This is a genomic window from Rickettsia asiatica, from assembly GCF_007989425.1.
Lineage (GTDB): Bacteria > Pseudomonadota > Alphaproteobacteria > Rickettsiales > Rickettsiaceae > Rickettsia > Rickettsia helvetica.
On record NZ_AP019563.1, the window covers coordinates 535,667 to 560,998 of the forward strand.

The window sequence follows — 25,332 nt, forward strand, 5'->3', positions numbered from 1 at the left end:
CGAAATTTTTAAATATTCTAAATCTATTTTAAAAAATTTTTAAAAATAAAGATTAGTATTTTTAATTTTTTTATTCTTGTTGTTAATATGTATACTTCGAAGTAAAATGAAGAGTAGTATACTTCGACACAACACATTCAGCATCTGAGGTCTTACAAAGATATTGCTGCCAATTTTTCAAGTTCTATCTGAGTATATTATTTAGCCTCCACTTTTAGTATCCATCTCAGTGAATACTTCTTCCCATGAACCGGTAGTCGCTGCTTTTGAATATTCAGTTGCTCTATTTTCAAAAAAGTTCGTATGCTCGACTCCGTTTAGCATTTCATCAAGCCAAGGAAGCGGGTTATGATTTACCAAATATACATCTTTGAGTCCTAGCTGCATTAAACGACGGTCGGCAATATAACGAATATATTGTCTTACTTCATATGCCGTTAACCCCTCAATACCGCCGACTTCAAAAGCAAGTTCAATAAAGGCATCTTCAAAATGCACAATAGTCGTACAAGCTTCATAAATACGTTTACGTAAAGTTTCCGTCCAAACTTCAGGGTTTTCTCTTATAAAAGTCTTAAACAGAGTAATAATTGAGTTAGTATGAAGCGTTTCATCGCGCACTGACCAAGCAATAATCTGACCCATACCTTTCATTTTATTAAAACGAGGAAAATTAAGCATGATCGCAAAAGAAGCAAATAGCTGTAATCCTTCAGTAAAAGCTCCAAATACTGCTAGTGTAGTTGCTATATCTTCTTTGGTATCCACTCCGAATTGCTGCATATAATCATACTTGTCTTTCATTTCCTTATATTTAAGAAATGCTGAATATTCTACTTCCGGCATACCTACCGTATCAAGTAAATACGAATATGCTGCAATATGTACCGTTTCCATATTAGAAAATGCCGATAACATCATTAATACTTCAGTCGGTTTAAATACTTGTGCATAATGCTTCATATAGCAATTATTCACTTCAATATCTGCCTGTGTAAAAAAACGAAATATTTGCGTTAATAGATGTTTTTCCCCTGGAATTAAGTTATATTTCCAATCTTTAACATCGTCGGCAAGCGGTATTTCTTCCGGTAACCAATGAATTTTTTGTTGAGTGTGCCAAGCTTCATATGCCCATGGATATGAAAATGGTTTATAAATTGGACTTGCATCAAGTAGTGACATAATTTTTCTTTTATTTTTATTCTTTTAATTTTTCTATTTCTTCTTTTGAAAGCTTAGCATATTTAATTATTTTCTCTATCGGCTCATTATCCGCTAACATATTTTTTCTAGTTTTCCCAATTTTAATACCCTCAACTTTCCTATCAGTTTTTCCCTCATTATACTTACTTTTTTGATTTAACTCTTCCGTTTGAGCAGCAAGCATCGCTTTAATATAATTGTCGTATTCTGCTTCACTCCAGTTAAATTGTTCAATAGTGTTATAGGCTGATAATACTATTTCATCTTTTGTATGTTTTGGGGGTTCTTTTGCTCTATCGAATTTAGCCATCATATATAACTAATCATCTTCTAAACTTTCTAACTCATCTGCTTCTTTGGTAAATTTGTCTAATTCAGCAAATACGTAAGACAAGCATTTAAGTTGATGCTTACCGTTGCCGACATTAATAGTTTGATGATAGCTAATACATTCTTTTTCCTCGGGTAATGCCTGAAATCCAGAAGTAATTACTACCATTACTACAGGAGCTAGATCAGTATATTCTTTTCCTCTTTTTAATTGCGAAGAAAACGCTATACAACCGTAAAATTGTACTCTTGCTAAAAAAGCATCGGCATAGCTGTTTTGCATCTCAACAATATAAATATTACCGGAGTTATCTCTAACTTTTACGTCTACTATACTCCTTTTATTCTGCCCTAAATCCGGTACTTGTTCGTTTGAAATATATTCAAGGTCGATAATCCTTAACTCTTCAGGTAACCTCATAATATTATTAAGAAAGCTTAGTAACCTTGTTTTATCCGTAAACAATTTTTTAAATGCTATATCATTTGTTGGGTCTAAATATCTTTGCATAGTTGTATTATACTTACTGACAAGCTAAGCATTCCTCATAGTTACCCGCTTCTGCTAGCTTGTCATTTTGTTTCTCTAAATCTTTAAAATCGGCTTTTAATACGTCATGCGAGACCTTATCAGCTCGCTGTATTGATGTCGATCTACAGTAATATAAACTTTTTACTCCTTTTTTCCAGGCTTTAAAATGAATATTATTTAAATATTTCTTACTAACATTACCCGGTAAAAAGATGTTTAAAGATTGTGCTTGCGTAATGTAAGGAGTACGATCGCTCGCCAGTTCAATTAGCCAATTCTGATCAATTTCGTAAGCGGTTTTGAAAACCTGTTTTTCTTCTTCGGATAAAAATGTTAAATGTTGTACTGAGCCTTCATGTGTTGCAATCGAAGACCAAACTTGATCATTATTAAATCCTGTCTCTTCTAATAACTTTTCTAAATGTTTGTTACGCACGTTAAAAGAACCGGTTAAAGTCTTTTGTACAAAGCTATTAGCGGCAAACGGCTCTATTCCGGGTGAGGCATTACCTGCTATTATCGAAATTGAAGCGGTAGGTGCTATTGCGGTTTTATTGCTAAATCGTTCATTACTTCCTGCATCTAAAGCATCAGGACATGCTCCTTTTTCTTTACCGATTTCTATTGAGGCTTTATCGGCTTCAGCAGATATATATTCAAATATTTTTTTATTCCAAACTTTTGCCATAACCGATTCTATCGGTACTTTTTTCATTTGCAAAAATGAGTGGAATCCCATTACGCCAAGTCCAACGCTTCGCTCACGCAAAGCCGAATATTTAGCTCTTGCCATAGTATCCGGTGCTTTATTAATAAAGTCTTCTAAAACATTATCAAGGAACAACATAATAGAATGGATAAATTCTTTATCATCTTTCCACTCTTCATAATACTCTAAATTTAAAGAAGAAAGGCAGCAAACGGCAGTTCTTGACTTTCCTAAATGATCAATTCCCGTCGGCAATGTAATTTCGCTACAAAGATTGGACATTTTAACTTGAAGCCCTAATTTTTTATGATGCTCAGGTATGGATTTATTAACACTATCGATAAATAATAAGTAAGGCTCACCCGTTTCTATTCTAGTAGTTAATAACTTAACCCATAAATCTCTTGCTCTAACTTTATTTACAACTTTTTTGGTAGCAGGACTAATAAGGTCAAAATCCGTATTGTTTTCAACGGCTTTCATAAATTCATCGGTAATAGCTATACCGTGATGAATATTGAGAGATTTTCTATTTATATCCCCCCCTGTTGGACGTCTTATATCGATAAACTCTTCAATTTCAGGGTGATTAATAGGTAAATATACAGCTGATGAACCTCGCCTAATGGAACCTTGCGAAATAGCAAGAGTCATAGAATCCATTACTTTAATAAACGGTATGATTCCCGAAGAGTGACCCTTATTATGAATTTCTTCGTTTATAGACCGAATATTACCCCAATAGCTACCAATCCCCCCTCCTCTCGAAGCAAGCCAAACATTTTCTGTCCATAAATTTACTATATCATCTAAGCTATCATCGGTCTCATTCAAGAAGCATGAAATAGGAAGCCCCCTATCCGTTCCACCGTTACTTAAGATCGGTGTTGCCGGCATAAACCACATTTTACTCATATATTCATATAACTTCTGAGCATGCTGTTTATTTTCGGCATAATAACTAGAAACTCTTGCAAATAAATCTTGAAAATCCTCACCTTTCATAAGATATCGATCTCGCAGAATAGCTTTACCGAAAGGAGTAAGTAAATTGTTATGGTTGTTGTTTATAGTTATTTGAAATTTGTTTTTTTTAAGCGTGTTCATTATAGGTACTAATGGGGTTGTAGGCGTTATTTATAATGCTTATTTTGAAAAAATGACACCATATTCAGTGTATAGAATCTTCACCTAAGTAGACACGAGAATAATAATTTATTCAATATAAATATTTATTTTTTTTTAGATTTTTGACTTGACACAAATCACCCTTGATTACTATATAGAATAGTTTTTACAAATATTATGCTTTCTTAAGGCACAAGCAGTCTTACCCTGCGGAAGTAAGGCATCATTGCGTGGATCCAGGTTGCATTCCCGCGTAGGCATCAGTTTAAGGATCGATATCATACTAGATAAAAGTGGATATCAAAACTATTTAAAAAGCTTTAAAGTACTGGATGCCTGCGGTCAGGTATTGTTGCATGGCTCGGAAAATAGCAAAAATGTCATACCGTGGCTTAGCCACGGTATCCAAAAAAACAACTTGCAATACTAATAATTTTAGTATCTTAAGCTGGATCACGTGATCAAGTCACAGCGCAACAGAAGGAAAACCGATCCATGCAATAAGACCGGTATCTACGCGGGAATAACGTTAAAGGCATTCTCCATCATTTGTATTAAGACCTATTGGTATAAAACCTCATCCTTATATTCAATAATAAACGATGAAACAAATTTACGTGGTGTGTCGGCTACTATTCAATCAACTTCTACAACATAATATCCTGGATCTCTGTCTGGAAAAGTTACTTCAATCGTTTTAGAAGGAGCTAACGTATGATCCCAATAAGGGAATTTATCAGAAAGTTCACTATAAATTTCTTCTAAATCGTCGTGTTTCAGTCTATTTTCAAAGGTAAACTCTGCCTTTGTCATTTGCACTAATATAACCGCGAGTTTTATGTGACGCAGTATAATCCCATTCTATTGTAAGTTTTTTCTCACCCTCTAATGGTATAGCAAAGTTTATCCAGTTAAACGTTGGATCTTTTAATTCCGCTCTTATTTCTTCATTAGTAGCATTTTACCCAATCTGTATCATCTGTACGCCCACCATTAAGAATATGCCCATCTAGTGGTAGCGGTTCCCCTGCGACATCATCTCCAAAACACTCATCACTCCCTTTCCCTATTTCAAATCCGTTAAGTTTCCACTCTTCATCTATTAGCTTCTTATCTACACAAACTTTTCCCATTGTGTAAAGAGGGAATATTATTCGACCATGTTTTGGAGCTGGTTGATTTTGTTGTTCTTCATTTTTCATAACTTCGACCTTTATTTAAGTTAAAAATATTAAGTAACTACAAAATACTAAATATAGTTATAATAATAACATTATTATAATTATTAATTATGTAATATAAAACTTAAATTGTTTTTGATATTATAATAAAAATACAACTTCATAATACCGGACAGTAATGTCCAGCACCCTGTAAATCAATCTATGCAAGCAATAAAGTTAGAACACAGATATCTAGGCTGAAGAATCTTGATTTCAAAGATTTTTTTATTATATAGCTATGGCTGGGTTACGGTTGCAGTAATAGTGTCTTGAAACGTACCAGTAGCGGCAAGAGGTTGTGACGGCAGGCGTGCATAGACCGTGTAGTTTCTTGTTACCGGTCCAAGCCCCAATAAATAGCTATCGGTAAATGTTACAGTACTACTAGTACCGTTTCGAGTATTTGACGTAAAACCTGCATCTTTGTATAAATTATAATGCAGCTTACGTACCCCATTAATCATATTTCTTGGGTTATAAATATTAGCAGCACCTGTACTAAAAGTTACGGTATAGCTAACAAGCAGAGATAATAAGCCGCTGCACGTAACCATAGCATTAACAGAAGTGGTTCTAACGGAAGAAACAGCAAAACTACCAAAACTTACAGTTGGAACTGATATATTACATGTTGCAAGTAACGCCGCAGCATTTCCTGATAATATTGATTAATAATACTGCTATTAATTTCCTAGTATTATCTAAAAAGAATTGCTTAGGATAGCCTAATACTTTTATGTCATTCCCGCGAAAGCGGGAATGACATAAGAGCCATATAATAATACTTTCGCAGGAATGACAATAAGGTCTTCATTTGCATATCGCTTCGCCTAAATCAATTACAGGGTCATTTAAATCTCTATTAACCGGTATGCTAAAATGACAGCATTTATTATTCTCTTCATTCTCGTCACAAATAGAACCATTTAATACTTCAAGATCTTTAATATAAACCTTACCATCATAACCTACAAATATTTCCTCGTCTAAACCTTCAATATTAACCGTACTATCAAACGAAATAAAATGTTTATTACTATCAAACATAGTCATTTCAACGCTTTTAATTATTTTAACGTTGAAATCTAATAATACTGCTGATTTTGTTTTTGGAGCAACTTTCAAAGAAATATCCTCAAACTCGGTATTAAGAGGTAGATTTTCATCGTCTAGTCTTATTTCAGAAGGAACATACGGTGTTATGTTAGGTACAAGCATTTTACCTTTATCATCAGTATAACCCGCTAATAGATTATTATTATAAACTCCGACATTTTTAAACTATTTACTTTAATCAAGGCAAGACCTCCGGTAATCGGTCTTATCGCATAATAGCTTTTATCAACAGAAACAATTCCCTCTTTTATATTAAATCGTTATATTTAATATGAATTTATGATATTTTTCCCATAGAATTTGTGTTGGTTTTTTTATACATGTGTATACTCAAATGAATGTTAATTCAGCTGGTAGAATGTGTTATCTTGCTATAATAAATTGAATATTTAAGTCTAGTTTTTGCCAAATTCTATCACAAGTAAGAATCGGGTAATTTTTAAGCATAGCAAGTGCAATGCATGCTCTATCTCCAAGCGATAAGCCGTAAGTCTTAGTTTTATGAATAACATTTGTACTAATTAATGCTTGCTCATGGCAAAAATCTATAATTTTGATATCTGATAATTTAATAAGAGTTTTTGCATCTTCTTCTGCTAAACCTTGTATTTCAATGCAATATTTATAAACCTCAGCAATATTCACGCTTGAAATTACTCCGTCTTTCATATATTTTTTAATCAATTGATATCCGTTTTCTTTTGCAAATAAAGCAATTAGTGCTGATGCATCCAATACTATTTTAGACATTCTTTTTACTTTTTGATTCTTCAATTAAATATTCCTGATGTTTTCGAGTAATAAAATCATCTACTACGGACTTTTTTTTATTAGTCTGATTTTTTGTAAAAATTTTGTGCATTTCGTCAATTGTATGTTCTGCATTAACAATTTTGATTTCGTTATCATCAATTTCTATAGTAATTTTTTCGCCTGGATGCATATTAAACTTTTCTCTAATTGATGACGGTATAAGCATTCTACCGTGTGCATCCATACTCGTTATTACTCTTTCCATATTCTACCTTATAATCATTATATTAATATTACCATTTATTATAATATGTCATTTTTATTAAAATAACAATTGATTATTTAATAAAATCTTTTTTCAAATATAATTGACTATTTTATTTGACTATTATAATACTTATTATTTATTTTAGAGTATAAAAATGGCTATTAGAATAGCAATCAGTCAATTTAAGTCTCATTGCCTTGAAATAATAGAAAAATTACAAACAGATAAGGAATCTATTATAATTACCAAAAGAGATAGGGAAGTAGCACAAATATTACCTATAAATACTAAAAAGACCTCAATATTCGGTATGCTAAAAAACAAAGCCGAGATAAAAGCGGATATATTAGATCCAATAGAAGAAAAATGGAATGCAGAACATTAATAATGGCTTAGTACTAGATACCCATGTTTTATTGTGGTCATTATTACAACCTGAAGAATTATCAGAACAAATAAAACACAAAATCAATTTAGTTCAAGAAAATTCGCAATTATTCCTAAGTTCTATTTCATTATGGGAAATAGCTATGCTTAACTTTAAAAAGCGTATTAATTATTTATGAACCTATAAAGGACTTTCTAAACTCTATAACAAATATCAACGGATTATCTATTAAAGATATTTCTCCGGAGATTGCTGCTGAAAGCATTTCTCTTATGGATGATTTTCATGGTGACCCAGCTGATAGAATTATTGTAGCAACAGCAAAATGTCTTGGAGCTATCCTACTTACTAGAGATCAAAAAATTCTTAATTGGGCTAAGTTAGGACATATTAAATCAATATCTATTTAACAATAACAATTGATTATTTCCTCAATATCCAATAAAATCCTTTTTAAAATTTAAATATAAAAAATAATGTATAATACCGATATTGTAATAATAGGTGCCGGTCCGGTTGGATTATTTGCAGTTTTTCAGGCGGGAATGCTTGGCATGAAATGTCACGTTATTGATGCACAAGAAGTTGTCGGCGGTCAGTGTATTACCCTATATCCTGAAAAGCCTATTTACGATATACCGGCTTATCCTAAAATTGCAGCAGAAAAGCTAATAAAACAGTTAGAGCTTCAAGCAGCTCCTTTTAACCCTGTATATCACTTAAGTCAGCAAGCTATAGAGCTAAATAAACAAGATGATTTTTTTGAAATTAAAACCTCAAAAAACACTCTTATTAAAAGCAAAGTTATTATTATTGCAGCAGGAGCAGGTTCATTCGGTCCGAACAAACCGCCTCTTGCAAATATTGAAGATTTTGAAAGCAAGTCGGTTTTTTATTTCATCAATGATAAAAATAAATTTGCGGGTAAAAATATAGTTATAGCAGGCGGCGGTGATTCGGCCGTCGACTGGGCTATTTTTCTTTCAGAGATTGCAAATAAAATATATTTAGTACATAGGCGGGATAAATTTACGGCTGCCCCTGAAAGTGTAAGGCAATTAAGACATATTGCAGAAACCGGTAAAATCGAGCTAGTAATCGGTTATCAGTTAAATGCTTTAGAGGGCAATAATAGTGAACTTCAATCAGTTATAGTTAAAGATCTACAAAATAATACTCGCAAATTAGATGCCAATATATTACTACCGTTTTTTGGTTTAAAACAAGATCTAGGTAGCTTAGCAAATTGGGGGTTAAATGTTAAGCTTCACCATATTGAAGTAGACAATTCCTATTATCAAACTAACATAGAAGGTATTTACGCCATTGGCGATATTGCTCATTACGCCGGTAAACTTAAACTGATCCTTACCGGTTTTGCTGAAGCGGCAAGTAGCCTTCATCATGCTTATAGTAGAGTATTTGACGGCAAGGTTTTACATTTTGAGTATTCTACCACTAAATATGGGGAAAAGAAGTTAAGGTAAAAATCATAGTACTCTATGTCATTTCTGCGAAAGTATTGTTGCATGGAACGAAAAAAGCACTCGGTGTCATACCATGGCTTGACCATGGTATCCATAAAAACAATTAATAATACTAACAATGTTAGTATTATTAACTGGATCCCGCGATCAAGTCGCGGGATGACAACTGAAAAAGGATAAAAATATAGTGAATAATATAATTGACGGTAAAGCGTTAGCAAATGAGATACTAGCAGATTTAAAGCTAGAAATTCAAGAACTTAAAAGCCAAACCGACGCTTCACCGAAGCTTGCTATAGTATTAGTAGGCGATAATCCGGCAAGTATTATTTATGTAAAAAATAAAATAAAAAATGCACATAAAATAGGAATTGATATTTTATTAGTAAATCTATCTACTACTATTCATACAGATGATTTAATATCGAAAATCAATGAGTTAAACCTTGATAACGAGATTTCGGGAATTATAGTTCAACTTCCTTTGCCAAGCTCTATAGATAAAAATAAAATTTTATCGGCAGTATCACCCTCTAAAGATATCGATGGTTTTCACCCTTTAAATGTTGGTTATTTACATAGCGGGATCAGTCAAGGCTTTATACCCTGCACTGCTCTTGGTTGTCTTGCAGTTATAAAAAAATACGAACCTAATTTAACCGGTAAAAACGCTGTAATTATTGGACGCTCAAATATAGTAGGTAAACCTTTAAGTGCTTTACTGTTAAAAGAAAATTGCAGTGTTACTATTTGCCATTCTAAATCACGAAACTTAAGCTCTATTACTTCTAAAGCCGATATAGTTGTTGCAGCTATTGGATCATCTTTAAAACTAACTTCTGAATACTTTAATCCTGAATCTATAGTAATTGATGTAGGGATCAATAGAATTAACGGTAATAAAATTATTGGTGATGTTGATTTTGAAAATGTTGAGCCTAAAGTAAAATATATTACTCCCGTCCCAGGCGGCATCGGACCGATGACTATTGCGTTTTTACTTAAAAATACAGTAAAAGCATTTAAAGATTCTATGACTCTATAAATCGTCATTGCAAGCAATCTTTGATTGCGTGGCAATCCAGAAAAAATAATAAAAAATGTTAATTTAACATTTTTTTCTTTCTTGCTTCATCAAAACTTACAGTTTTTCCATAGCTCAGATGATGAAACCGATCCACATAATAATGCTGAGCTAGGAATGACATCAATCCATGCAACAAGACTGACTTGATCGCGGAATTCAGTTAACAATACTCAAATTATTAGTATTATAAGTTGTTATTTGGATCCCGTGGCTTGACCACGGGATGACATCGAATCTTATAAACATTAGCAAGTTTTACATAATTTCTTACGTTATCTTGCATATATTCTAAATCTTGATCGGTTAAATATCTAACGAATTTTGCAGGGGATCCCATCCATAATTCCTTAGATTTAATTATCTTCTTTGGCGGGATAAGACTTCCTGCAGCAATAAAAGCATATTCTTCTATTACTGCATAATCCATTATTATAGTACGCATACCGATAAATGCATTATTATGTATTGTGCAGGCATGAATAAGAGAGAGATGACCGATAGTTATATTATCGCCTATTTCTACCGGTCCGTTAAATCTTGAAGTATGAATTACACTACCGTCTTGTACGTTGGTATTATTTCCTATTTTTATTGATTCAACGTCGCCTCTAAGAACTGTATTAAACCAAATGCTTGAATTACTACCTATTTCAACATCTCCTATTAAAGAGCTGCTTTCGGCAATATATACACTTTTATCGATTCTTGGCGTAACTCCTTTATAAGGGATAATGAGCATTAATTATAATCTACCCAAGAAATATTACCGTCTTTACGATAATAAACTATATTGATACGATCATTATTGATATTTTTAAATACTACCGCAGGTAAATCTTCTAAATCCATTTTCATTACCGCTTCTTTTACTGATAATTTTAATATTTCTACAGGCTTTTCAGCGATAATTGCCGGATTATCATTATCTTCGGAGTTAGAGGTTTCACTATCAGATTGTGGATTAATAATATATTTAGTACCTTCGTAAGCAATTTCTGATATTTTTACTTTACCCGCATGATGATTTTTGAATTTTGATTTATATTTTCTAAGCTGTTTTTCTAGTTTTGACATAGCTTTATCAAAAGCTACATATATATCGTTACAACTATCATTACTTTTGACTATATTATGTTTACCTGAGCCATATTTTACTATAATATCACATTTAAAGTTAATTCCCTCTTTTGAAAAATGTATATCTATATTTATTATATCGGTAAAATATTTTTTAACGACTTGCGTAGTCCTCTCTTTGGAATATTCTTGTAAGCTATTACCGATCGAAATATGTTGAGCTGAAACTGAAATAATCATAAATAACCTTTATAATCTGAAATAATTAATATATAGGCGTTACTAAGTAACACCTATACAATTAATTTATATTTAGAGTAATTTCAAGTTTTATTACAAATTAATTTAATTTAAACTTTAGCCGTAGAGTTTAGGATGCTTATCTTTATTTTATTGTGATTTAATTAGTTTTTTAGCAGTCTTTCTTACATAATTAGGCTCAATGCCGATTTCTAAACAAGTAGAATTAAAATCTTCATTATTTTCAAAAAGCCACTTTTTAGCGTTATATTCTGCTTTGGTTGCTTCTTTCTTGGTAGAAGTATTAGTCCGTATCTATTATTGCCTGCATAATAATAGCACTTCTAAGAGCGATATCGGGTACAGGATTATAAAGTTTAATACGCTCAAAAGGAATAGTTAATTTAATGACATATGGTTTAGTCATATAAAACCTCCAATAATTATTTAATAAAATAAGATTTTGTTAATATTTTGGATTAATAGAGATATCTATTGATTATAATATTAGGAATAAGCTATAAAATCTAAACGTTAGGTTATGTATATTTTTTGATAAAATAAGATATTTTACTCTTGCAGAAATAGAAGAATTATTATATATATTGTTATCTACTTATGTATACTCAAATGATTTCAAGAATTGAATTTTATTTTGAGAGGTGAGCACCTGCAGCCTATACTTAATAGGTGAGGATGTGCATCCTTGATAAAATGAAAGAGCAATTCTTAAAAGCAGAAGAGTATATAAGGGGGTGTAGCTCAGTTGGTTAGAGCGTCTGCCTGTCACGCAGAAGGTCGCGGGTTCGAGTCCCGTCACTCTCGCCAAGTCCTTTCAGGGTTTCCCTTCGTTTTCTAAAAAATCCATATGCTCCTTTATATTCCTTTTGTTTTAATTTTTGTATTAAATCTCTTTTAAATACCGAATTTTAAATAAATTAAAACAAAATTATAAAAAAACTAACTTTGTATACTTCTTAAAACAATCTCAACTCATTTATTCATACTGCTAATTAAATATCTATTGCATTCTTAAAACTCCTTACTATGATTCTATCTATAGCTCATTTTTTAAAAAAATATTAAAATTTATAGAATTTAATAAGGATATATCTATGTATAAAAGACAGTTTCAATCCTCATAAAAAGTAGCAGCAACAAAAACATCGCATGAAAAATTAATAGAATTCCTAGAGAAAAGCTGGTTAATTGTCCTAAGTCTTACTTCTGTGAACATAGATGGTGGTGGGGCGGGGGAAATCGCTGAAGCTCTTAAAGTAAATACATCTTTAACTTCTCTTCATCTTGATGATAACAACATAGGCGATCAAGGTGCAAGGAGCCTTGCTGAAGCTCGTAAATCTAATATATCTTTAACTTCCCTTTATCTTGATAATTACGACATAGTTGAAGCAACCTTAAATACAACTATTGAACAACAAGACCTTGAAGAGTTAAAATATAATCAATTAATTTCAGCAATAAAAAAAAAGTAAGGAAAAAGAAGCAGAAAATTTAGTGAGGGAGCTAAATGGTTATGTGCTTAGTAAAATTGATTATAACGGCAATATAGCCTTAACTTTAGCTGTACTTATAAAGGTTTAGGCAAGATTTGTGAGTTACTTATACTTAAATGTCTAATCAGACTATTAGTATTATTAATAATAATGGAGAAACGGCATTAACTTATGCTGCATGGAAAGGGTTAAACAGTGTTTATGAAATACTTATTTTTAGGATGTCTGATCAAGCTATTAATCACATAAATAATAATGATGATATAGCTTTAATTTGGTCTGCTTATAATGGATGGAAAAAGATATGTGAACAGTTAATTTCTAAAATGAATAAAAAAACTATAAGCGTTATTGATAACGATGGGTATAGTGCATTAATTTATGCTAATAACAAAGGTTAAAAAAAATATGTGAGCTAATCACTTTTAAAATAAATGACGTGACTAATAAAGCAACTATGGAAAAGAAACAATAAAATCTAAACAATCAATTATAGCAATAAATAAAAATAAGGTTAAAAATTTAGATACAGAGATAAATATCCAAGCAACTCAAATTATTAGTGAAGAGGAGGAAGATATTTACCAAATAATAAGCAAGATAATTTTTAACATACAAAATAGTACTAATATTGAGGAAACAGACAAGTCAGTAATAGAATATGCTTTATATAGAATAGCCGATAAAGTGCAGAAGCTAACAGATAAAAACGACATAATAAATATAACTCAAAGTATAAAAACTTATAGGAAACGAAATTACTGAAGGAACTGTTGTAGATGTAGAAGATGAAGTTAACGAAATAGCAGAAAAACAAACTCAAATAGAGGAAAATATACGTATACAGAAGTTTAAGTATATTCAACGAAGCAGTAAAAAAAATAATTACGAAATTAGAAACAACTAACATTAAAGATAGTATAGTGATACAAATACAAATAAATGAAATATCAAGTAAAGTACAAACTTTAGAAAATAATGTGAGTATAGAACAAATAACAGGCTGTATGGAAAAACTTATAGACGGTAAAATCACTAAAGGAATAGTTATAGATTTAAAAAAGAAAATTGATACAATAATACTTCAAGAAATAAATGAATCCACTAATGTAATTACGTTTATAGCAAAGGAAATAATTTATGATAAACCGCTTTTGAATCATCCGAAATTGCTACAAGTTGCCGTAGATAGTAAACTAAGCCGAGGGTGTCAGAAAGTTTATGTAAGTTATAAAAATAGTTAAGAATAAAATTAATTAAAACAACTTACATGAGGCTAATATGAAAAATAAGAGCAAAGTATCAAATCCAACTATAGAAAAAGTAGTATCAGAAATACTATCACAAAGTGATCCATCTGAGATATTTGGCAAAGAAGGGATATTTCAGGAAATTAAAAAGCAGATAGTAAATAAGATTTTAGAGAAAGAAATGGAATCTCATATAGGTTATGAGAAACATTCTAAAAATGAGAAAGACTCAGATAACAGACATAATGGCAATTATGAAAAGACTCTAATAGATCCAGAAGGTCGTAAATTGAAAGTAGAAGTGCCAAGGGATCGGGACGGAGAATTTGAACCTCAACTAATTCCAAAAGGAGTGCGTAAATTTGAAGGATTTGATGATAAAGTAATATCCTTATATGCTCGGGGAATGACCATTAGGGAAATACAATGGCACTTAGAAGAACTATATGCCACCAAGGTATCATCTGAGTTAATATCAAAGGTAACTGATGGTATTTTAGAGGAAGTAACTGCCTGGCAGAATAGAGCACTTGATAATGTATATCCTATAATGTACTTAGATTGTATTCATGTTAAGGCAAGAGATAATCATGTAATAATAAATAAAGCAGTTTATATAGCTATTGGAGTGAATATGGAGGGCAAGAAAGAGCTATTAGGAATTTGGATAGGCAAGATGAAGGGTCTAAATTTTGGATGCAGGTAGTAACAGAACTTAAGAATCGAGGAGTTGAACAAATATATGTTGCATGTGTTGATGGTCTTAAGGGTTTTCCAGAGGCGATAAATAACATTTTTCCAAAAACCATAGTGCAGTTGTGTATTGTTCATATGGTAAGAAATTCTGTAAAATACGTATCATACAAAGATTTAAAAGCGGTAACAGCTGATTTAAAAGCAGTTTATTCTGCAATAAATGAAGCAGAGGGATTAAGAGAATTACAAAATTTTGCCAAAAAATGGGATGAAAAATATCCAGTTATTTTTGACATATGGCAACGAAATTGGTCTGGCATAGCTCCATTTTTTAGCTTTCCGGAAGACATTAGAAAAGCGATTTACACTACTAATGCTATTGAATCCACTAACCGTCAAATTCATAAAATTATTAAAAATAAAGGAGTGTTTCCAGATGACAAATCGATTCAGAAAATAATCTTTTTGGCGTTGACAAATGCCTCTAAAAAATGGACAATGCCTATTAAGAATTGGGCGATGGCTTTAAATCAATTTGCAATCCTTTGTGATACTACTTTACAAAATTGGGCAAATGGAGAAATCATACTTACACAAAGAATCTGACAGACCCAATAAGCTCTGATTTAATCCACGAAGCAATTAATAATGATGACGGCGATCTTATTGTATTAGCCGGCTTACTGACATAGGGTATGATATAGGATCAATTAATTAAATTAGTAGGAGATGGGCAATTTGCCCTATCCTCCTGCCTATGGCTAATTAAGCCGATATTAAGGCATAACAGGGCTTAACAAAAACCCTAATCAGGTCGTAATCTATACTGGTTTAAGGTTCTCTAATATTAAGATCAAGGGAACAACCCATCAGTTAGAACGCAAATTGTGGATAATGGGGTTATTATAGATTCACTTTAATCTTTAAAGACCCTTGGTTTGCCGCATATTTCTTTGCTAAGTATAAATTATATCTAATACCGAATTCCATCATATTATATTTAGTAGAAATACCGTCGCCTAAATTATAGGTTATCTTTGCAGGTTTAAATCTAATTGTTGTAAGCGGTCCATCTATACCGTCAAGACGTGCATCGATATTCGGTAACTTACCTTTAAAGTTATAATTTATAAACCTGTGTAATTCAGGTTTTACTATTATATCTTGTACTAAATAATTAGTTACGCCCTTTAAACCTAATATAGTTTCAAATTTATTATAGGAATTTTTTCTTATAGATAAATTTTGAAAAGTAGTACTGCTTTCTTTATAACTATTATTTTTAAATGTAGCATAACGAATTCCAAGCATCGGCGTTATAGTTGTCAGATGAGACATTAGATGGTTATATCCGCCGAGTAATTCACCGCTATAAGAAGTATTAGTAAATTTACCGATTGCGGTTTGATCACTGGTAGAAGTTATACGCTTTTCGTAATTTTTGACTTTATTTCTACCATATGAACCTATAGCTTCAACAAAGAAGTTATTAGTAAGCCAATTATAAAGCCCATAGATAGAATATATATTGCTTTTAGCTTTGGTTCTATAACCGTTTTTATCGTTTTTGTGCTGTACTTTACTATCGGCCATAGTATAAGCAGCCCCAATAACTATAGAATTATCAATATTATAGTCAAAACCGATTATACCGCCGGCCGGTATTAGATTTATAACCGCTTGAACCGTTTTTAGATTTTTGCGTTGCTTTGCCATAGAATGGTATGCCCCAAATGCTTGTCCCGATATTATCTTCATCACCTGCTGCAACTGCTGCCTGATTAGTAGTAGCACGTCTTCTTCGATTCTGATTATTATTAAGAGATGAATTCGGTTTATTTAGACCACTTAAAGTATTTTCATCACCTAATTCTTCTAACCTATTACCAATATCCCTTCAGAAGTAAGATTATCCATATTTATTGCTATATCGGTTAATAAATCCTCAATCTCCATACCGCTAAACTCTCCCACTCCTTCGTTAATTCCATTAGTATTTGTCCTATGACCGAGTCTATCTAAGGCTTCAGAAACTCTACTCGGCGACATCAAACCTAAATCATTTAATAATTTACCTGCGTCAGTAGTATTGCCAAAATCTTTAACATTATTAATCAGCTGATTTGCTATACTGGAAGCTACCTGGTTGTTTTTAGTATCATCTAAGATGGGAGATGGATCAAAAATAGGAATGATATCACTTCCGCCATTTCCGTTACCGCCTCCATTATTACCTCCGTTACCATCATCATTGCCGCCATTGCCTCCGTCACCACCGCCATTATCTCCTCCTCCGTTAATCTCCTCCGTCGCCACCGTTTCCGCCACCGTTATCTGTATTTGCAAGCAATACAAGACCGTTTGCATCGCTGACCCATCTTACAACTCTATTTTGTTCACCGCTTGCATCAATAGTGACTTTAGCTTGAGGTGCAGGAGTAAATGTTGTACCTGCTTCAAGAGTTACTACTTGGTGTTTAGCATCTGAGGTGATTTTAGTGATATCGGATCGTGATTTAATTTTAACTATTAAATTATCTAAACCGGACATATCGACATTAGCACCGTTACCAACTAATATATGACCGCCTTTTTGTAATACCGTATCAAAATGAGTAATAATAGTAAGTAGACCGTTATGCGTAACATTTCCTGTATATTTTAGTTCATAAGTAGCTACATCTAATATAACATCCCTAACATTTAAATTAGTGTTCATTTCTAAATTATTTAACAATACTAAATTTGCCTCATCCGCTATTAAAGTGCCTGCTTTAATATTTTTCTCAAGTAACATGAATTTATTAGAGGCAATTTCTATGCTTTCCGCATTTTTAATTTCTTGTTTTAACCAAACATTTTCATTGAATTTTAAAGTACCGCCGTTATCAATAGGTGCGTCTATTAAAACCGCATCTTTGAAATTTGCCGTGGCCATAGCATCTGCAAAATTTAAATTATCTGCTTTAATATCGGTTAAGTAATTAAATAGTGAGAGTGAACAGGGTAATATCTCTAAATCTACTATAGCCCCTGGTATGGCTAAACTTTTTGGATTCGCATATTATTACCTCTATCAAAATCTATATTTTTACCTGTGTCTATATTAATATCTTTAGAATATACATCACCTTTAACCGTACTATTTCCACTAATTTGCAAGCTTGCTAAACTGCCGAGACTACTACCTAAATCATAAGCAATACCGCCATCTATATTTAGTTTTACGTTACCTTGTCCGTTATTTGCGGTGGTAATTCCTGAATAGAAATTCTTAGAGTTAACCGTAACAGTGCCGTTACCTGTTAATTCTATCGCTTTTAATCTGTTATTTGCAGCTCCTATTGTTCCGTTACCGGTATCAAAATCCATTACCGCTAACGTATGTATTATCACCCCGCCGTAGTAACATTACTTGCTGCTCCAAGCATTAATTTTGCTACCTGAGCGGCATTTGAGAAGTTAATATTTTATACTTTTAGCCCACCCGTAACAGTAGCATCATTATTTGCAACTTCTACCGTACTCAAAACATTATTATTACCGACTGTACCGGTTATATTAATAGGTGCAGGATTATTTAGTTTTAAAGTACCTTGATTGTTATTCTCACCGGAAATATCAGTGGCAGTTACGTTATTATTAACCTGCATTGTAGCACCGTTCGATACAATGATATCACCGCTTTTAACGGTACTGCCGAAATTTACCATTCCTGCTTATACCATAATATCACCGACTGCTGCATTTGAACCGATGTTGCCGCTAACGCTACCGCCATTTGTAAACACTAAATTTAACGCCTGTCCACCGCTAGTATTAATACCGCCGGTTAAGTTTGAATTAGCACCAAAGGTTAAATCATTATTACCGTTACCTTGAATTTCGGTAATAGAATAATTACCGCCGGCAGATAGTGATATATCCCCTGCTCCTGCTTGTAACATCGTTATATTGGTAATTAAACCGGTAACTTCACCTGCTCCGTTGAAATTTAATGTACCGTTCACATTGCCGGTACTTGTAACGCTATCGTCAATTGTTACACCGTTAGCAAGATTTATTATCCCTGCATTACCTTGAAAATCTACATTACCGTTTATATACCCTGTTGCGGTATATACTGCATTTTTGTTAAAAAGAATATTCGCATTAACCTCATCAAGCTCTATCTCATTAACGTTCAAGGCAATATTTTCAACATTTATTCCTACATTTAGATCAATTTTACCATTACCAGTACTGGAAAAAGTTAATTGTTTTAGCCTATGATTTGTCGTACCGAGCGTATAAGCTGCATTACCGTTATTATCTATCGTTAATTTGTTAGTATTCATGGTTAGTTCAACTATACCAAATTGGTCAACTCCTGGATCTAAAGCAGTTGTTAAAGTTATAGTACGGTCATTAGCATTTGCACTATTTTCAAGATCTAATATAGAATCTTGATGTCCAAATACCATGCCGCCGGTATTGAAATTAAAATCACCGTTTATAGCATCTAAAGCGTAGGTAGCAGCCTCTCCTACTTCACCGATATTTTTGCGATTTCAGCTGATGTTAGGCTTTGGTCGGTAAATATCACACCGTTTTTTATATTTAACTGTTGAATATTTTGGACATCCAAATTATTTGTAATAGTAACTTTCCCTATAATATTTAATCATTACCTACCGTACCGAGTGTTGTTCCATTATTACCGCTTACGGTTAAATTATTACCGTTACCGTCTAAATTAATAATACCGCCGCCACCTACAATACCTTTTAAACTATTAGCAAATGTAACAGTCTGATCTATCAGTGCAGATAATGTTAATTGTGAATCTGCATCACCAAAATTAATAATACTATTTGGACTACTTAAAAGAGCTAAATTTCCGTTATTAGCTTGAATAGTAAAGATTTGCGGTGTTCCTGCTTGTCTTATATTAATAGTTTTAACCGTGCCGATGGTTGCATCTGTAGCCTTTAAGGTAGTTAAAACATTTAATATACTGGTTTGTCCGTTTGTTATAACGGCATTTAAGCTATATGTATTATTACCGTTAAATTCTAAAGTACCGCTGTTTGCTCCAAAATCAATATTAGGAGTGGTTAGATTTCCGCTAAGCTGTAATATTCCGCCGTTTGTAAAGTTAATATTACCTACAAATACATCATTTACTATAGTTACGTTTTTTGTATTATCGCCTTGGATATTTATATTTTGCAGCATCCGTACCTACATTCTGAGTTACATTACCGTCTCCTATAAAATTTAATGTACCGCCTACACCGCCGGTGCTAAGCATTGCTCCGTCAATAATAAAACCGTCTCCAGCATTCGTGGTTACTACTCCGGTTAGCGTAACCCCATCTGCTAAAGTTAAGGTAGAACCATTATTATTTAAAGCTACGGAAGCAAATACATTAGCTGAGAACGTAACAGGATTTACTCCGATCATACCTGTAACATTGCCGCTTTTGTCAGCGTTCCTTGATTATTTGCAGAGGTCGTAACTGAACCGGTTATGCCATTTACTACTAACGTGCCGTCCGCTCCGAAGGCAATATTACCGCCTGCTCCTAAATCAAGTGCTTGGTTAAATATTACCTGTCCCGTACTATTCATGCTAAGTAATTTTGTAAATACCATATTATTAACTATAATATTACCTGCTCCGTCTACTATGAAATTCTTAAGACGATGAGTATTATCTTATCCTATCGTATAAGGCCTGCCATTATTTGCTATAGTCAGACTGTTAGTTAATGACCCCACTCTTACTATTCCATAATCATCGTTAGTGCTTGATGGATTTAAATTAGCATATAAGGTAAATTGTTTATCTGTATTACTTGTATTTATTAAATCTAACTCCGAATTCGGTCCTTCAAATATTATCTTTGCACCGTTATTTAATAAATTTACATTCCCGTTTGCTGCATCTATTGTATATATTGTATTATCAGCTATTCTAATATCACCTATATCTCCGGCACTTGGATGATTGATTATTAAATTTGCATTTATCTGTATTTTTGCGTTTATAGCGTTCAAGAGTGCTATATTGATTGTATTTTCAGTATTTATTATTAACGTACCGCCACTAACTAGTATTACTATTATTAAAAGTAATACCTCCTACATCTAATAGACCGTTAACACTTATAGTTCCTGAAGTTAAAACACTATCTTCAAAAACAAGATTATTTACTGTGGTATTACCTTGTAAATCAAGAACCTTGCTATTATCTCCACTACATTGTAGTAAATTTAAGTTATTTATATTTCCGTTAAGTGTAGCATTACCTAAAATATTCAATGTACCATTCACGCCGTTAGCACTGTTTATATTACCCGTAACCGTTATACCGTCACTTAAATTAAGTACTGACGTATTATTTTGTAAATTAATGTTAGTAGCTTTTAATATTGTAGAATTAAGCGTTGCTGAATCAAGTAAAACATTCACTTCGGCCAATGATCCGATATTACCGATATGGCCTGTTATTATATTATTACTAACCAAATCATGAGCTACATTTATTATCCCTTGCCGTCATCCCGGTAGTATTATTTATATCGCCTGTTAACGTTGTTATATTACCGTCAAAAAGAGTAAGTATAGAGTTATTATTAGTGAGATTTATATTTGCAGCATTAATTGTGACATTACCTCACCCGGGAACATAAATCTGTGCCTCTCCGTTTCCTACATTTATTTCAGAAAGAGGGTTGTTAAACCTATATTATTTGATATAGTTCCAGTACTTACAAAGGTTATTATGCCGTTATTTCCGGCTACCGTATTATCTATCTGAGTTGTAATATTCAAACCGTTATTAATTTGTAAGGTAGAATCTTTCCTAGCAAAATCTATATTGCTAAATATTTGATTACCGACTCCGGTAAATAGTAGCCGTAACACCATCGCTAATAAATTTAAGAGGACCGAAATTAGGAGTAAGCCCTATTGTTGCACTCAGAGGGCCTATAGATACATTTTGACTGACCTCTACCCCACCAAAATTAAGAACACCGACTAATGTAGTTATGCCGCCGATTTGAGCATTAGCTTTATTTGCTAATATTTTAATTCCAGGAAGACTAGTGACTATTTGAATAGTATCATTATTATTAAAGATAGTTGTAAGACCTGCGTTAGTATTAAGATTTACATCTATGAGACCTGTAGTTAAAACCGTTGCTCCTGTTATATTAGAGCTAGTGAATAATGTTCCGCATAATGATGCCGTTGCTAAAAACTTTCTTAATATTTTTGATTCTTTCATTAATATTAACCTCAATATATTAATTATTTTTTAATAAATATTAGTAATTAGTTAAGAAATCTTAATATATTTTATATAGATAAAGTTAATTTTAATTAATAATTTGTAGCAACTTTTTTACAATAATAGAATAGAAGCAGATACCAAAAAAATATTGTTACTTGGTAGTGCATAAATTTAATTATGTATTTAGAATTAAGTTAAAGAAATTGCTAAATGAAAGTTGGAAAGAAGAAAGATAAACTAAGCTGTTTTGTCTTTTATTGTAGGCATGGACTTCGCTACCTTGGATAAGCCACTTTGAGTAGCTGCCGCGGTAGTAGCAGCCGTAATAACGACTGCCTTAGGGGTAGCTACGTTAGAATCTTTAGATTGATTTACTATTTTGAGATATTTTTTAGCGAAAATTAATAAGATTTTTGAAAGAATAATTATTCATATTTCAAAAAAATCTTATAATTTGCAGAAAAAAACAGCCAAAATTAAATCTTTTATAGTCAGTTCAGCCCAATTTGATGACAGGCGTAAGGAAGAAAGCCTATAATAATAGGCGAGTTCAAATCAATTGACTATAGGAATTAAGTAAGGAAAATCGCATTTTTGATTGAAAAGTCAAAAAGAATTACATTACTATAGCTTGCATTAATTTAATATATGATATTTTGACTATTAACAAATCTCTATTTATTTATCGGCGTTTCTACCAAAGCGTGTTTCAGTACTTGGTCGATATTTGACACGGATATAATTTCTAAACTTTCTTTTATATTCGGCGGTATATCTTTTAAGTCTTTAACATTCTCCTCAGGAATTAATACGGTTTTAATCCCTCCCCTACTCGCAGCAATTAACTTCTCTTTAAGACCACCGATAGGTAAAACATTTCCTCTTAAAGTAATTTCACCGGTCATTGCTACAGTGTGGTGTACGGGTATTTTAGTCATCAACGAAACAATAGTAGTAAACAAAGCACAGCCGGCAGATGGTCCATCCTTTGGAATAGCTCCGGCCGGTACGTGAATGTGAATATCAAAATCTTTATAATTATCATATTTTAATCCAAAATTTGTTGCTCTGCTTCTAAAACAACTATAGGCAGCCATTGCCGATTCTTTCATAACATCACCGAGTTTTCCGGTGGTTTTTATTTTACCTTTCCCTGGAAATGCTAAAGCCTCTATAGTTAAAAGCTCTCCTCCTACTGCAGTATAAGCAAGTCCTGTAGTACTCCCTATTTGATCTTCTTTCTCGGCAAGCCCAAAATTATATTTTTTAGCCCCTAAAAATTCTTCAAGATTATTACTATCTATGGCAATATGCTTAACACTTTTATCTGCTAAAATTTGCTTTAATGCTTTTCTAGTTAATGCCCCTATTTCACGTTCTAAAGCTCTTACGCCTGATTCCTTGGTATAATATCTAATTAAATCCAAAATTGCCGTCTCGGATATAGTAATTTCATCTTTTTTGATTTTATGCATTTTAAATTGTTTCGGCACTAAATAATTTTTGGCGATTTGTAATTTTTCCTCTTCTACATAACCGGAAATATATATTTTTTCCATTCTATCACTTAAAGCTCTAGGTAAATCATGAGAGTTAGCAGTAGCAATAAATATTACATTGGATAGATCATATTCTACCTCTAGATAATGATCAACAAAGTGACTATTCTGCTCAGGGTCTAATACCTCAAGCAAAGCGGATGCCGGATCACCTCTAAAATCAGAACTCATTTTATCGATTTCATCAAGCAGCATTACAGGGTTACTAGTCTTAACTTTCTTAAGTTGACCTAAAATTTTACCGGGCATTGATCCAAGGTAAGTTTTTCTATGCCCTCTGATTTCTGCTTCGTCTCTAACACCACCAAGAGCAAATTTAGTGTATTTTCTACCCATTCCTTCGGCAATAGATTTTACAAGCGAAGTTTTACCGACCCCTGGCGGACCGATTAAACATAATATAGGTCCTCTAATTTTACTTGAACGCTGTAATACTGCCAAATATTCTATAATTCGTTCTTTAACTTTTTCGAGTCCAAAATGATCACGATTTAAAATTTTCTCGGCTTGATTAATATCTATTTTGCTATTATCATATTTACCCCAAGGCAGGCTAAGCAATGTCTCAAGATAGTTACGCGTTACTCCCGACTCTGCCGACATTTGGTTCATGGTACGGAGTTTCTTAAGTTCAGACTCAGCTTTTTCTTTTGCTTCTTTTGATAATTTTAAACTTTTAATTTTTTTCTCAATATCGGCAAGTTCCGATTTATCTTCATCAAGCTCCTTTTGAATAGCTTTCATTTGTTCGTGCAGATAATAATCACGCTGTGTTTTTTCGATTTGCTTTCTTACTCTTTGCTGCAATGCTTGCTCGGTTTCTGAATTTACTATATTGGAAGTAAGCATACTAATAACCGTAGTGATACGCTTAAAAGGACTGGTCTCTTCTAATAAATGTTGCTTTGCCTCAAGTGAAGTTATCAGATGTGAAGCTAATATATTTATAATATTTATGAAATTAGTGCTATTACTTATTTCTTTATTGATGGTTTCAATAATTTCCGCATTAACTTTCTTATCATTAATCGCATATTTACTAAATAGTTGTACTGCATTATCCACTAATGAACGCATATTATTCACGTCAAATATTTCTTCATCCGGAATAATTTCGTAATTTGCTTCAAAAGCTTCTTCGCCTTTGATATTGCTTAGCTTTACTCTTGCTACTGCTTCTATTAAGATTTTTGCCGTATTATTAGGCAGCTTCACTATTTGGATAATCTTGGCAAGTATAGCTGTGTTATAAAGTTCGTGTTTACTAGGGTTTTCTTGATCAAATTTTTTCTGTAAAGTTACTAAAATATATTTACTATTATCTTCCTCAGAAATGGTAGTATGAGAGAGTGCTTGCAGCGATTTTTGCCTACCCACAAAAATAGGAGCAATTACTCCTGGGAACACTACCATATCTCGTAATGCCATAAGCGGCAGGGATTTTTTATTCATCAATTAAAACCTTTTAAAATTTCTAATTATT

General features: G+C 32.5%; 22 protein-coding genes, 1 tRNA gene and 3 pseudogenes. 11 read left to right on the plus strand and 15 right to left on the minus strand.

What is annotated here, in order from left to right:
• Nucleotides 1–201 precede the first annotated feature (201 nt).
• The 10 genes from RAS_RS03060 to RAS_RS03100 form a co-directional block, all read right to left on the minus strand.
• The gene (locus RAS_RS03060; protein WP_147142224.1) at nt 202–1,185 is read right to left on the minus strand and encodes a ribonucleotide-diphosphate reductase subunit beta; all 984 of its coding nucleotides are present in this window, start codon (nt 1,183–1,185) and stop codon (nt 202–204) included.
• A gap of 16 nt (nt 1,186–1,201) precedes the next feature.
• Nucleotides 1,202–1,519, minus strand: coding sequence for a hypothetical protein (locus RAS_RS09540; protein WP_232049316.1), 318 nt, complete (start codon nt 1,517–1,519; stop codon nt 1,202–1,204).
• A gap of 6 nt (nt 1,520–1,525) precedes the next feature.
• Entirely contained in the window at nt 1,526–2,047 is a 522-nt protein-coding gene (locus RAS_RS09545; protein WP_232049317.1) for an Rpn family recombination-promoting nuclease/putative transposase, read from the minus strand.
• A gap of 13 nt (nt 2,048–2,060) precedes the next feature.
• The gene (locus tag RAS_RS03070; protein ID WP_147142227.1) at nt 2,061–3,884 is read right to left on the minus strand and encodes a ribonucleoside-diphosphate reductase subunit alpha; all 1,824 of its coding nucleotides are present in this window, start codon (nt 3,882–3,884) and stop codon (nt 2,061–2,063) included.
• Nucleotides 3,885–4,541: 657 nt separating this feature from the next.
• Complete coding sequence (locus tag RAS_RS03075) at nt 4,542–4,718, minus strand: chitin-binding protein (protein WP_147142231.1); 177 nt, start codon at nt 4,716–4,718, stop codon at nt 4,542–4,544.
• 137 nt (nt 4,719–4,855) lie between these two features.
• Nucleotides 4,856–5,107: a chitin-binding protein gene (locus RAS_RS03080; protein WP_147142234.1), complete on the minus strand. Its 252-nt coding sequence runs from the start codon at nt 5,105–5,107 to the stop codon at nt 4,856–4,858.
• A gap of 257 nt (nt 5,108–5,364) precedes the next feature.
• Nucleotides 5,365–5,793: a spore coat protein U domain-containing protein gene (locus RAS_RS03085; RefSeq protein WP_147142237.1), complete on the minus strand. Its 429-nt coding sequence runs from the start codon at nt 5,791–5,793 to the stop codon at nt 5,365–5,367.
• A gap of 145 nt (nt 5,794–5,938) precedes the next feature.
• The gene (locus RAS_RS09550) at nt 5,939–6,346 is read right to left on the minus strand and encodes a hypothetical protein (RefSeq protein WP_232049318.1); all 408 of its coding nucleotides are present in this window, start codon (nt 6,344–6,346) and stop codon (nt 5,939–5,941) included.
• 261 nt (nt 6,347–6,607) lie between these two features.
• Complete coding sequence (locus RAS_RS03095) at nt 6,608–6,994, minus strand: type II toxin-antitoxin system VapC family toxin (RefSeq protein ID WP_147142240.1); 387 nt, start codon at nt 6,992–6,994, stop codon at nt 6,608–6,610.
• Nucleotides 6,987–7,262, minus strand: coding sequence for an AbrB/MazE/SpoVT family DNA-binding domain-containing protein (locus tag RAS_RS03100; RefSeq protein ID WP_232049319.1), 276 nt, complete (start codon nt 7,260–7,262; stop codon nt 6,987–6,989). The genes RAS_RS03095 and RAS_RS03100 overlap by 8 nt, the downstream gene beginning before the upstream one ends.
• Before the next feature lie 157 nt (nt 7,263–7,419).
• On the opposite strand from RAS_RS03100, the gene RAS_RS03105 reads away from it, so the two are divergent.
• The 6 genes from RAS_RS03105 to RAS_RS08565 all read left to right on the plus strand — a co-directional run bounded on the left by RAS_RS03105 (nt 7,420) and on the right by RAS_RS08565 (nt 10,374).
• Nucleotides 7,420–7,650 (plus strand): type II toxin-antitoxin system Phd/YefM family antitoxin, encoded by a 231-nt coding sequence (locus RAS_RS03105; RefSeq protein WP_010423071.1) that lies wholly within the window; start codon nt 7,420–7,422, stop codon nt 7,648–7,650.
• Entirely contained in the window at nt 7,637–7,831 is a 195-nt protein-coding gene (locus RAS_RS09555; RefSeq protein WP_232049320.1) for a PIN domain-containing protein, read from the plus strand. Before RAS_RS03105 ends, RAS_RS09555 begins: the two co-directional genes overlap by 14 nt.
• 85 nt (nt 7,832–7,916) lie before the next feature.
• A complete protein-coding gene (locus RAS_RS09560; RefSeq protein ID WP_332094811.1) occupies nt 7,917–8,063 on the plus strand; it encodes a PIN domain-containing protein in 147 nt (48 codons plus the stop codon).
• Between the two features lie 66 nt (nt 8,064–8,129).
• A complete protein-coding gene (locus tag RAS_RS03115; RefSeq protein ID WP_147142241.1) occupies nt 8,130–9,140 on the plus strand; it encodes an NAD(P)/FAD-dependent oxidoreductase in 1,011 nt (336 codons plus the stop codon).
• Nucleotides 9,141–9,327: 187 nt separating this feature from the next.
• The gene (gene folD / locus RAS_RS03125) at nt 9,328–10,185 is read left to right on the plus strand and encodes a bifunctional methylenetetrahydrofolate dehydrogenase/methenyltetrahydrofolate cyclohydrolase FolD (RefSeq protein ID WP_010423077.1); all 858 of its coding nucleotides are present in this window, start codon (nt 9,328–9,330) and stop codon (nt 10,183–10,185) included.
• Nucleotides 10,186–10,209: 24 nt separating this feature from the next.
• A complete protein-coding gene (locus tag RAS_RS08565; protein ID WP_172616118.1) occupies nt 10,210–10,374 on the plus strand; it encodes a hypothetical protein in 165 nt (54 codons plus the stop codon).
• 37 nt (nt 10,375–10,411) lie between these two features.
• Here RAS_RS08565 and RAS_RS03130 read toward each other — a convergent pair whose 3' ends face one another.
• The 3 genes and pseudogenes from RAS_RS03130 to RAS_RS03140 all read right to left on the minus strand — a co-directional run bounded on the left by RAS_RS03130 (nt 10,412) and on the right by RAS_RS03140 (nt 11,971).
• Entirely contained in the window at nt 10,412–10,966 is a 555-nt protein-coding gene (locus RAS_RS03130) for a gamma carbonic anhydrase family protein (protein ID WP_147142247.1), read from the minus strand.
• Nucleotides 10,966–11,544, minus strand: a complete 579-nt coding sequence (hpf, locus tag RAS_RS03135) for a ribosome hibernation-promoting factor, HPF/YfiA family (RefSeq protein ID WP_147142250.1) — start codon at nt 11,542–11,544, stop codon at nt 10,966–10,968. Before hpf ends, RAS_RS03130 begins: the two co-directional genes overlap by 1 nt.
• 150 nt (nt 11,545–11,694) lie before the next feature.
• A pseudogene (locus RAS_RS03140) lies at nt 11,695–11,971 on the minus strand (hypothetical protein).
• 324 nt (nt 11,972–12,295) lie between these two features.
• Here RAS_RS03140 and RAS_RS03145 point away from each other — a divergent pair.
• The 5 genes and pseudogenes from RAS_RS03145 (at nt 12,296) to RAS_RS03165 (ending at nt 15,613) form a co-directional block, all read left to right on the plus strand.
• Nucleotides 12,296–12,372, plus strand: a tRNA-Asp gene (locus RAS_RS03145).
• Nucleotides 12,373–12,773: 401 nt separating this feature from the next.
• Nucleotides 12,774–13,040 (plus strand): hypothetical protein, encoded by a 267-nt coding sequence (locus tag RAS_RS09565; RefSeq protein ID WP_232049321.1) that lies wholly within the window; start codon nt 12,774–12,776, stop codon nt 13,038–13,040.
• A gap of 137 nt (nt 13,041–13,177) precedes the next feature.
• On the plus strand, nt 13,178–13,462 hold the full coding sequence (locus RAS_RS03155) for an ankyrin repeat domain-containing protein (RefSeq protein WP_147142253.1): 285 nt from the start codon (nt 13,178–13,180) through the stop codon (nt 13,460–13,462).
• A 522-nt stretch (nt 13,463–13,984) separates the two neighbouring features.
• Nucleotides 13,985–14,305 carry a hypothetical protein gene (locus RAS_RS03160; protein ID WP_147142256.1) on the plus strand — a complete coding sequence of 107 codons (321 nt, stop codon included), beginning with the start codon at nt 13,985–13,987 and terminating at the stop codon, nt 14,303–14,305.
• A 37-nt stretch (nt 14,306–14,342) separates the two neighbouring features.
• Nucleotides 14,343–15,613, plus strand: a pseudogene (locus RAS_RS03165) (IS256 family transposase).
• 297 nt (nt 15,614–15,910) lie between these two features.
• Here the strand turns inward: RAS_RS03165 and RAS_RS11310 are convergent.
• Both RAS_RS11310 and lon read right to left on the minus strand, forming a co-directional pair.
• Nucleotides 15,911–22,284 (minus strand): annotated as a pseudogene (locus tag RAS_RS11310) (autotransporter domain-containing protein).
• Between the two features lie 680 nt (nt 22,285–22,964).
• On the minus strand, nt 22,965–25,301 hold the full coding sequence (gene lon / locus RAS_RS03180; protein ID WP_147142259.1) for an endopeptidase La: 2,337 nt from the start codon (nt 25,299–25,301) through the stop codon (nt 22,965–22,967).
• Nucleotides 25,302–25,332: the final 31 nt, after the last annotated feature.

Bases quoted from the DNA above. Each gene is read 5' to 3' on its own strand.
- RAS_RS03060 (WP_147142224.1), bottom strand. From the start codon at position 1,185: ATGTCACTACTTGATGCAAGTCCAATTTATAAACCATTTTCATATCCA.
- RAS_RS09540 (WP_232049316.1), bottom strand. From the start codon at position 1,519: ATGATGGCTAAATTCGATAGAGCAAAAGAACCCCCAAAACATACAAAA.
- RAS_RS09545 (WP_232049317.1), bottom strand. From the start codon at position 2,047: ATGCAAAGATATTTAGACCCAACAAATGATATAGCATTTAAAAAATTG.
- RAS_RS03070 (WP_147142227.1), bottom strand. From the start codon at position 3,884: ATGAACACGCTTAAAAAAAACAAATTTCAAATAACTATAAACAACAAC.
- RAS_RS03075 (WP_147142231.1), bottom strand. From the start codon at position 4,718: ATGACAAAGGCAGAGTTTACCTTTGAAAATAGACTGAAACACGACGAT.
- RAS_RS03080 (WP_147142234.1), bottom strand. From the start codon at position 5,107: ATGAAAAATGAAGAACAACAAAATCAACCAGCTCCAAAACATGGTCGA.
- RAS_RS09550 (WP_232049318.1), bottom strand. From the start codon at position 6,346: ATGCTTGTACCTAACATAACACCGTATGTTCCTTCTGAAATAAGACTA.
- RAS_RS03095 (WP_147142240.1), bottom strand. From the start codon at position 6,994: ATGTCTAAAATAGTATTGGATGCATCAGCACTAATTGCTTTATTTGCA.
- RAS_RS03100 (WP_232049319.1), bottom strand. From the start codon at position 7,262: ATGGAAAGAGTAATAACGAGTATGGATGCACACGGTAGAATGCTTATA.
- RAS_RS03105 (WP_010423071.1), top strand. From the start codon at position 7,420: ATGGCTATTAGAATAGCAATCAGTCAATTTAAGTCTCATTGCCTTGAA.
- RAS_RS09555 (WP_232049320.1), top strand. From the start codon at position 7,637: ATGCAGAACATTAATAATGGCTTAGTACTAGATACCCATGTTTTATTG.
- RAS_RS03115 (WP_147142241.1), top strand. From the start codon at position 8,130: ATGTATAATACCGATATTGTAATAATAGGTGCCGGTCCGGTTGGATTA.
- RAS_RS03130 (WP_147142247.1), bottom strand. From the start codon at position 10,966: ATGCTCATTATCCCTTATAAAGGAGTTACGCCAAGAATCGATAAAAGT.
- hpf (WP_147142250.1), bottom strand. From the start codon at position 11,544: ATGATTATTTCAGTTTCAGCTCAACATATTTCGATCGGTAATAGCTTA.
- RAS_RS03155 (WP_147142253.1), top strand. From the start codon at position 13,178: ATGTCTAATCAGACTATTAGTATTATTAATAATAATGGAGAAACGGCA.
- lon (WP_147142259.1), bottom strand. From the start codon at position 25,301: ATGAATAAAAAATCCCTGCCGCTTATGGCATTACGAGATATGGTAGTG.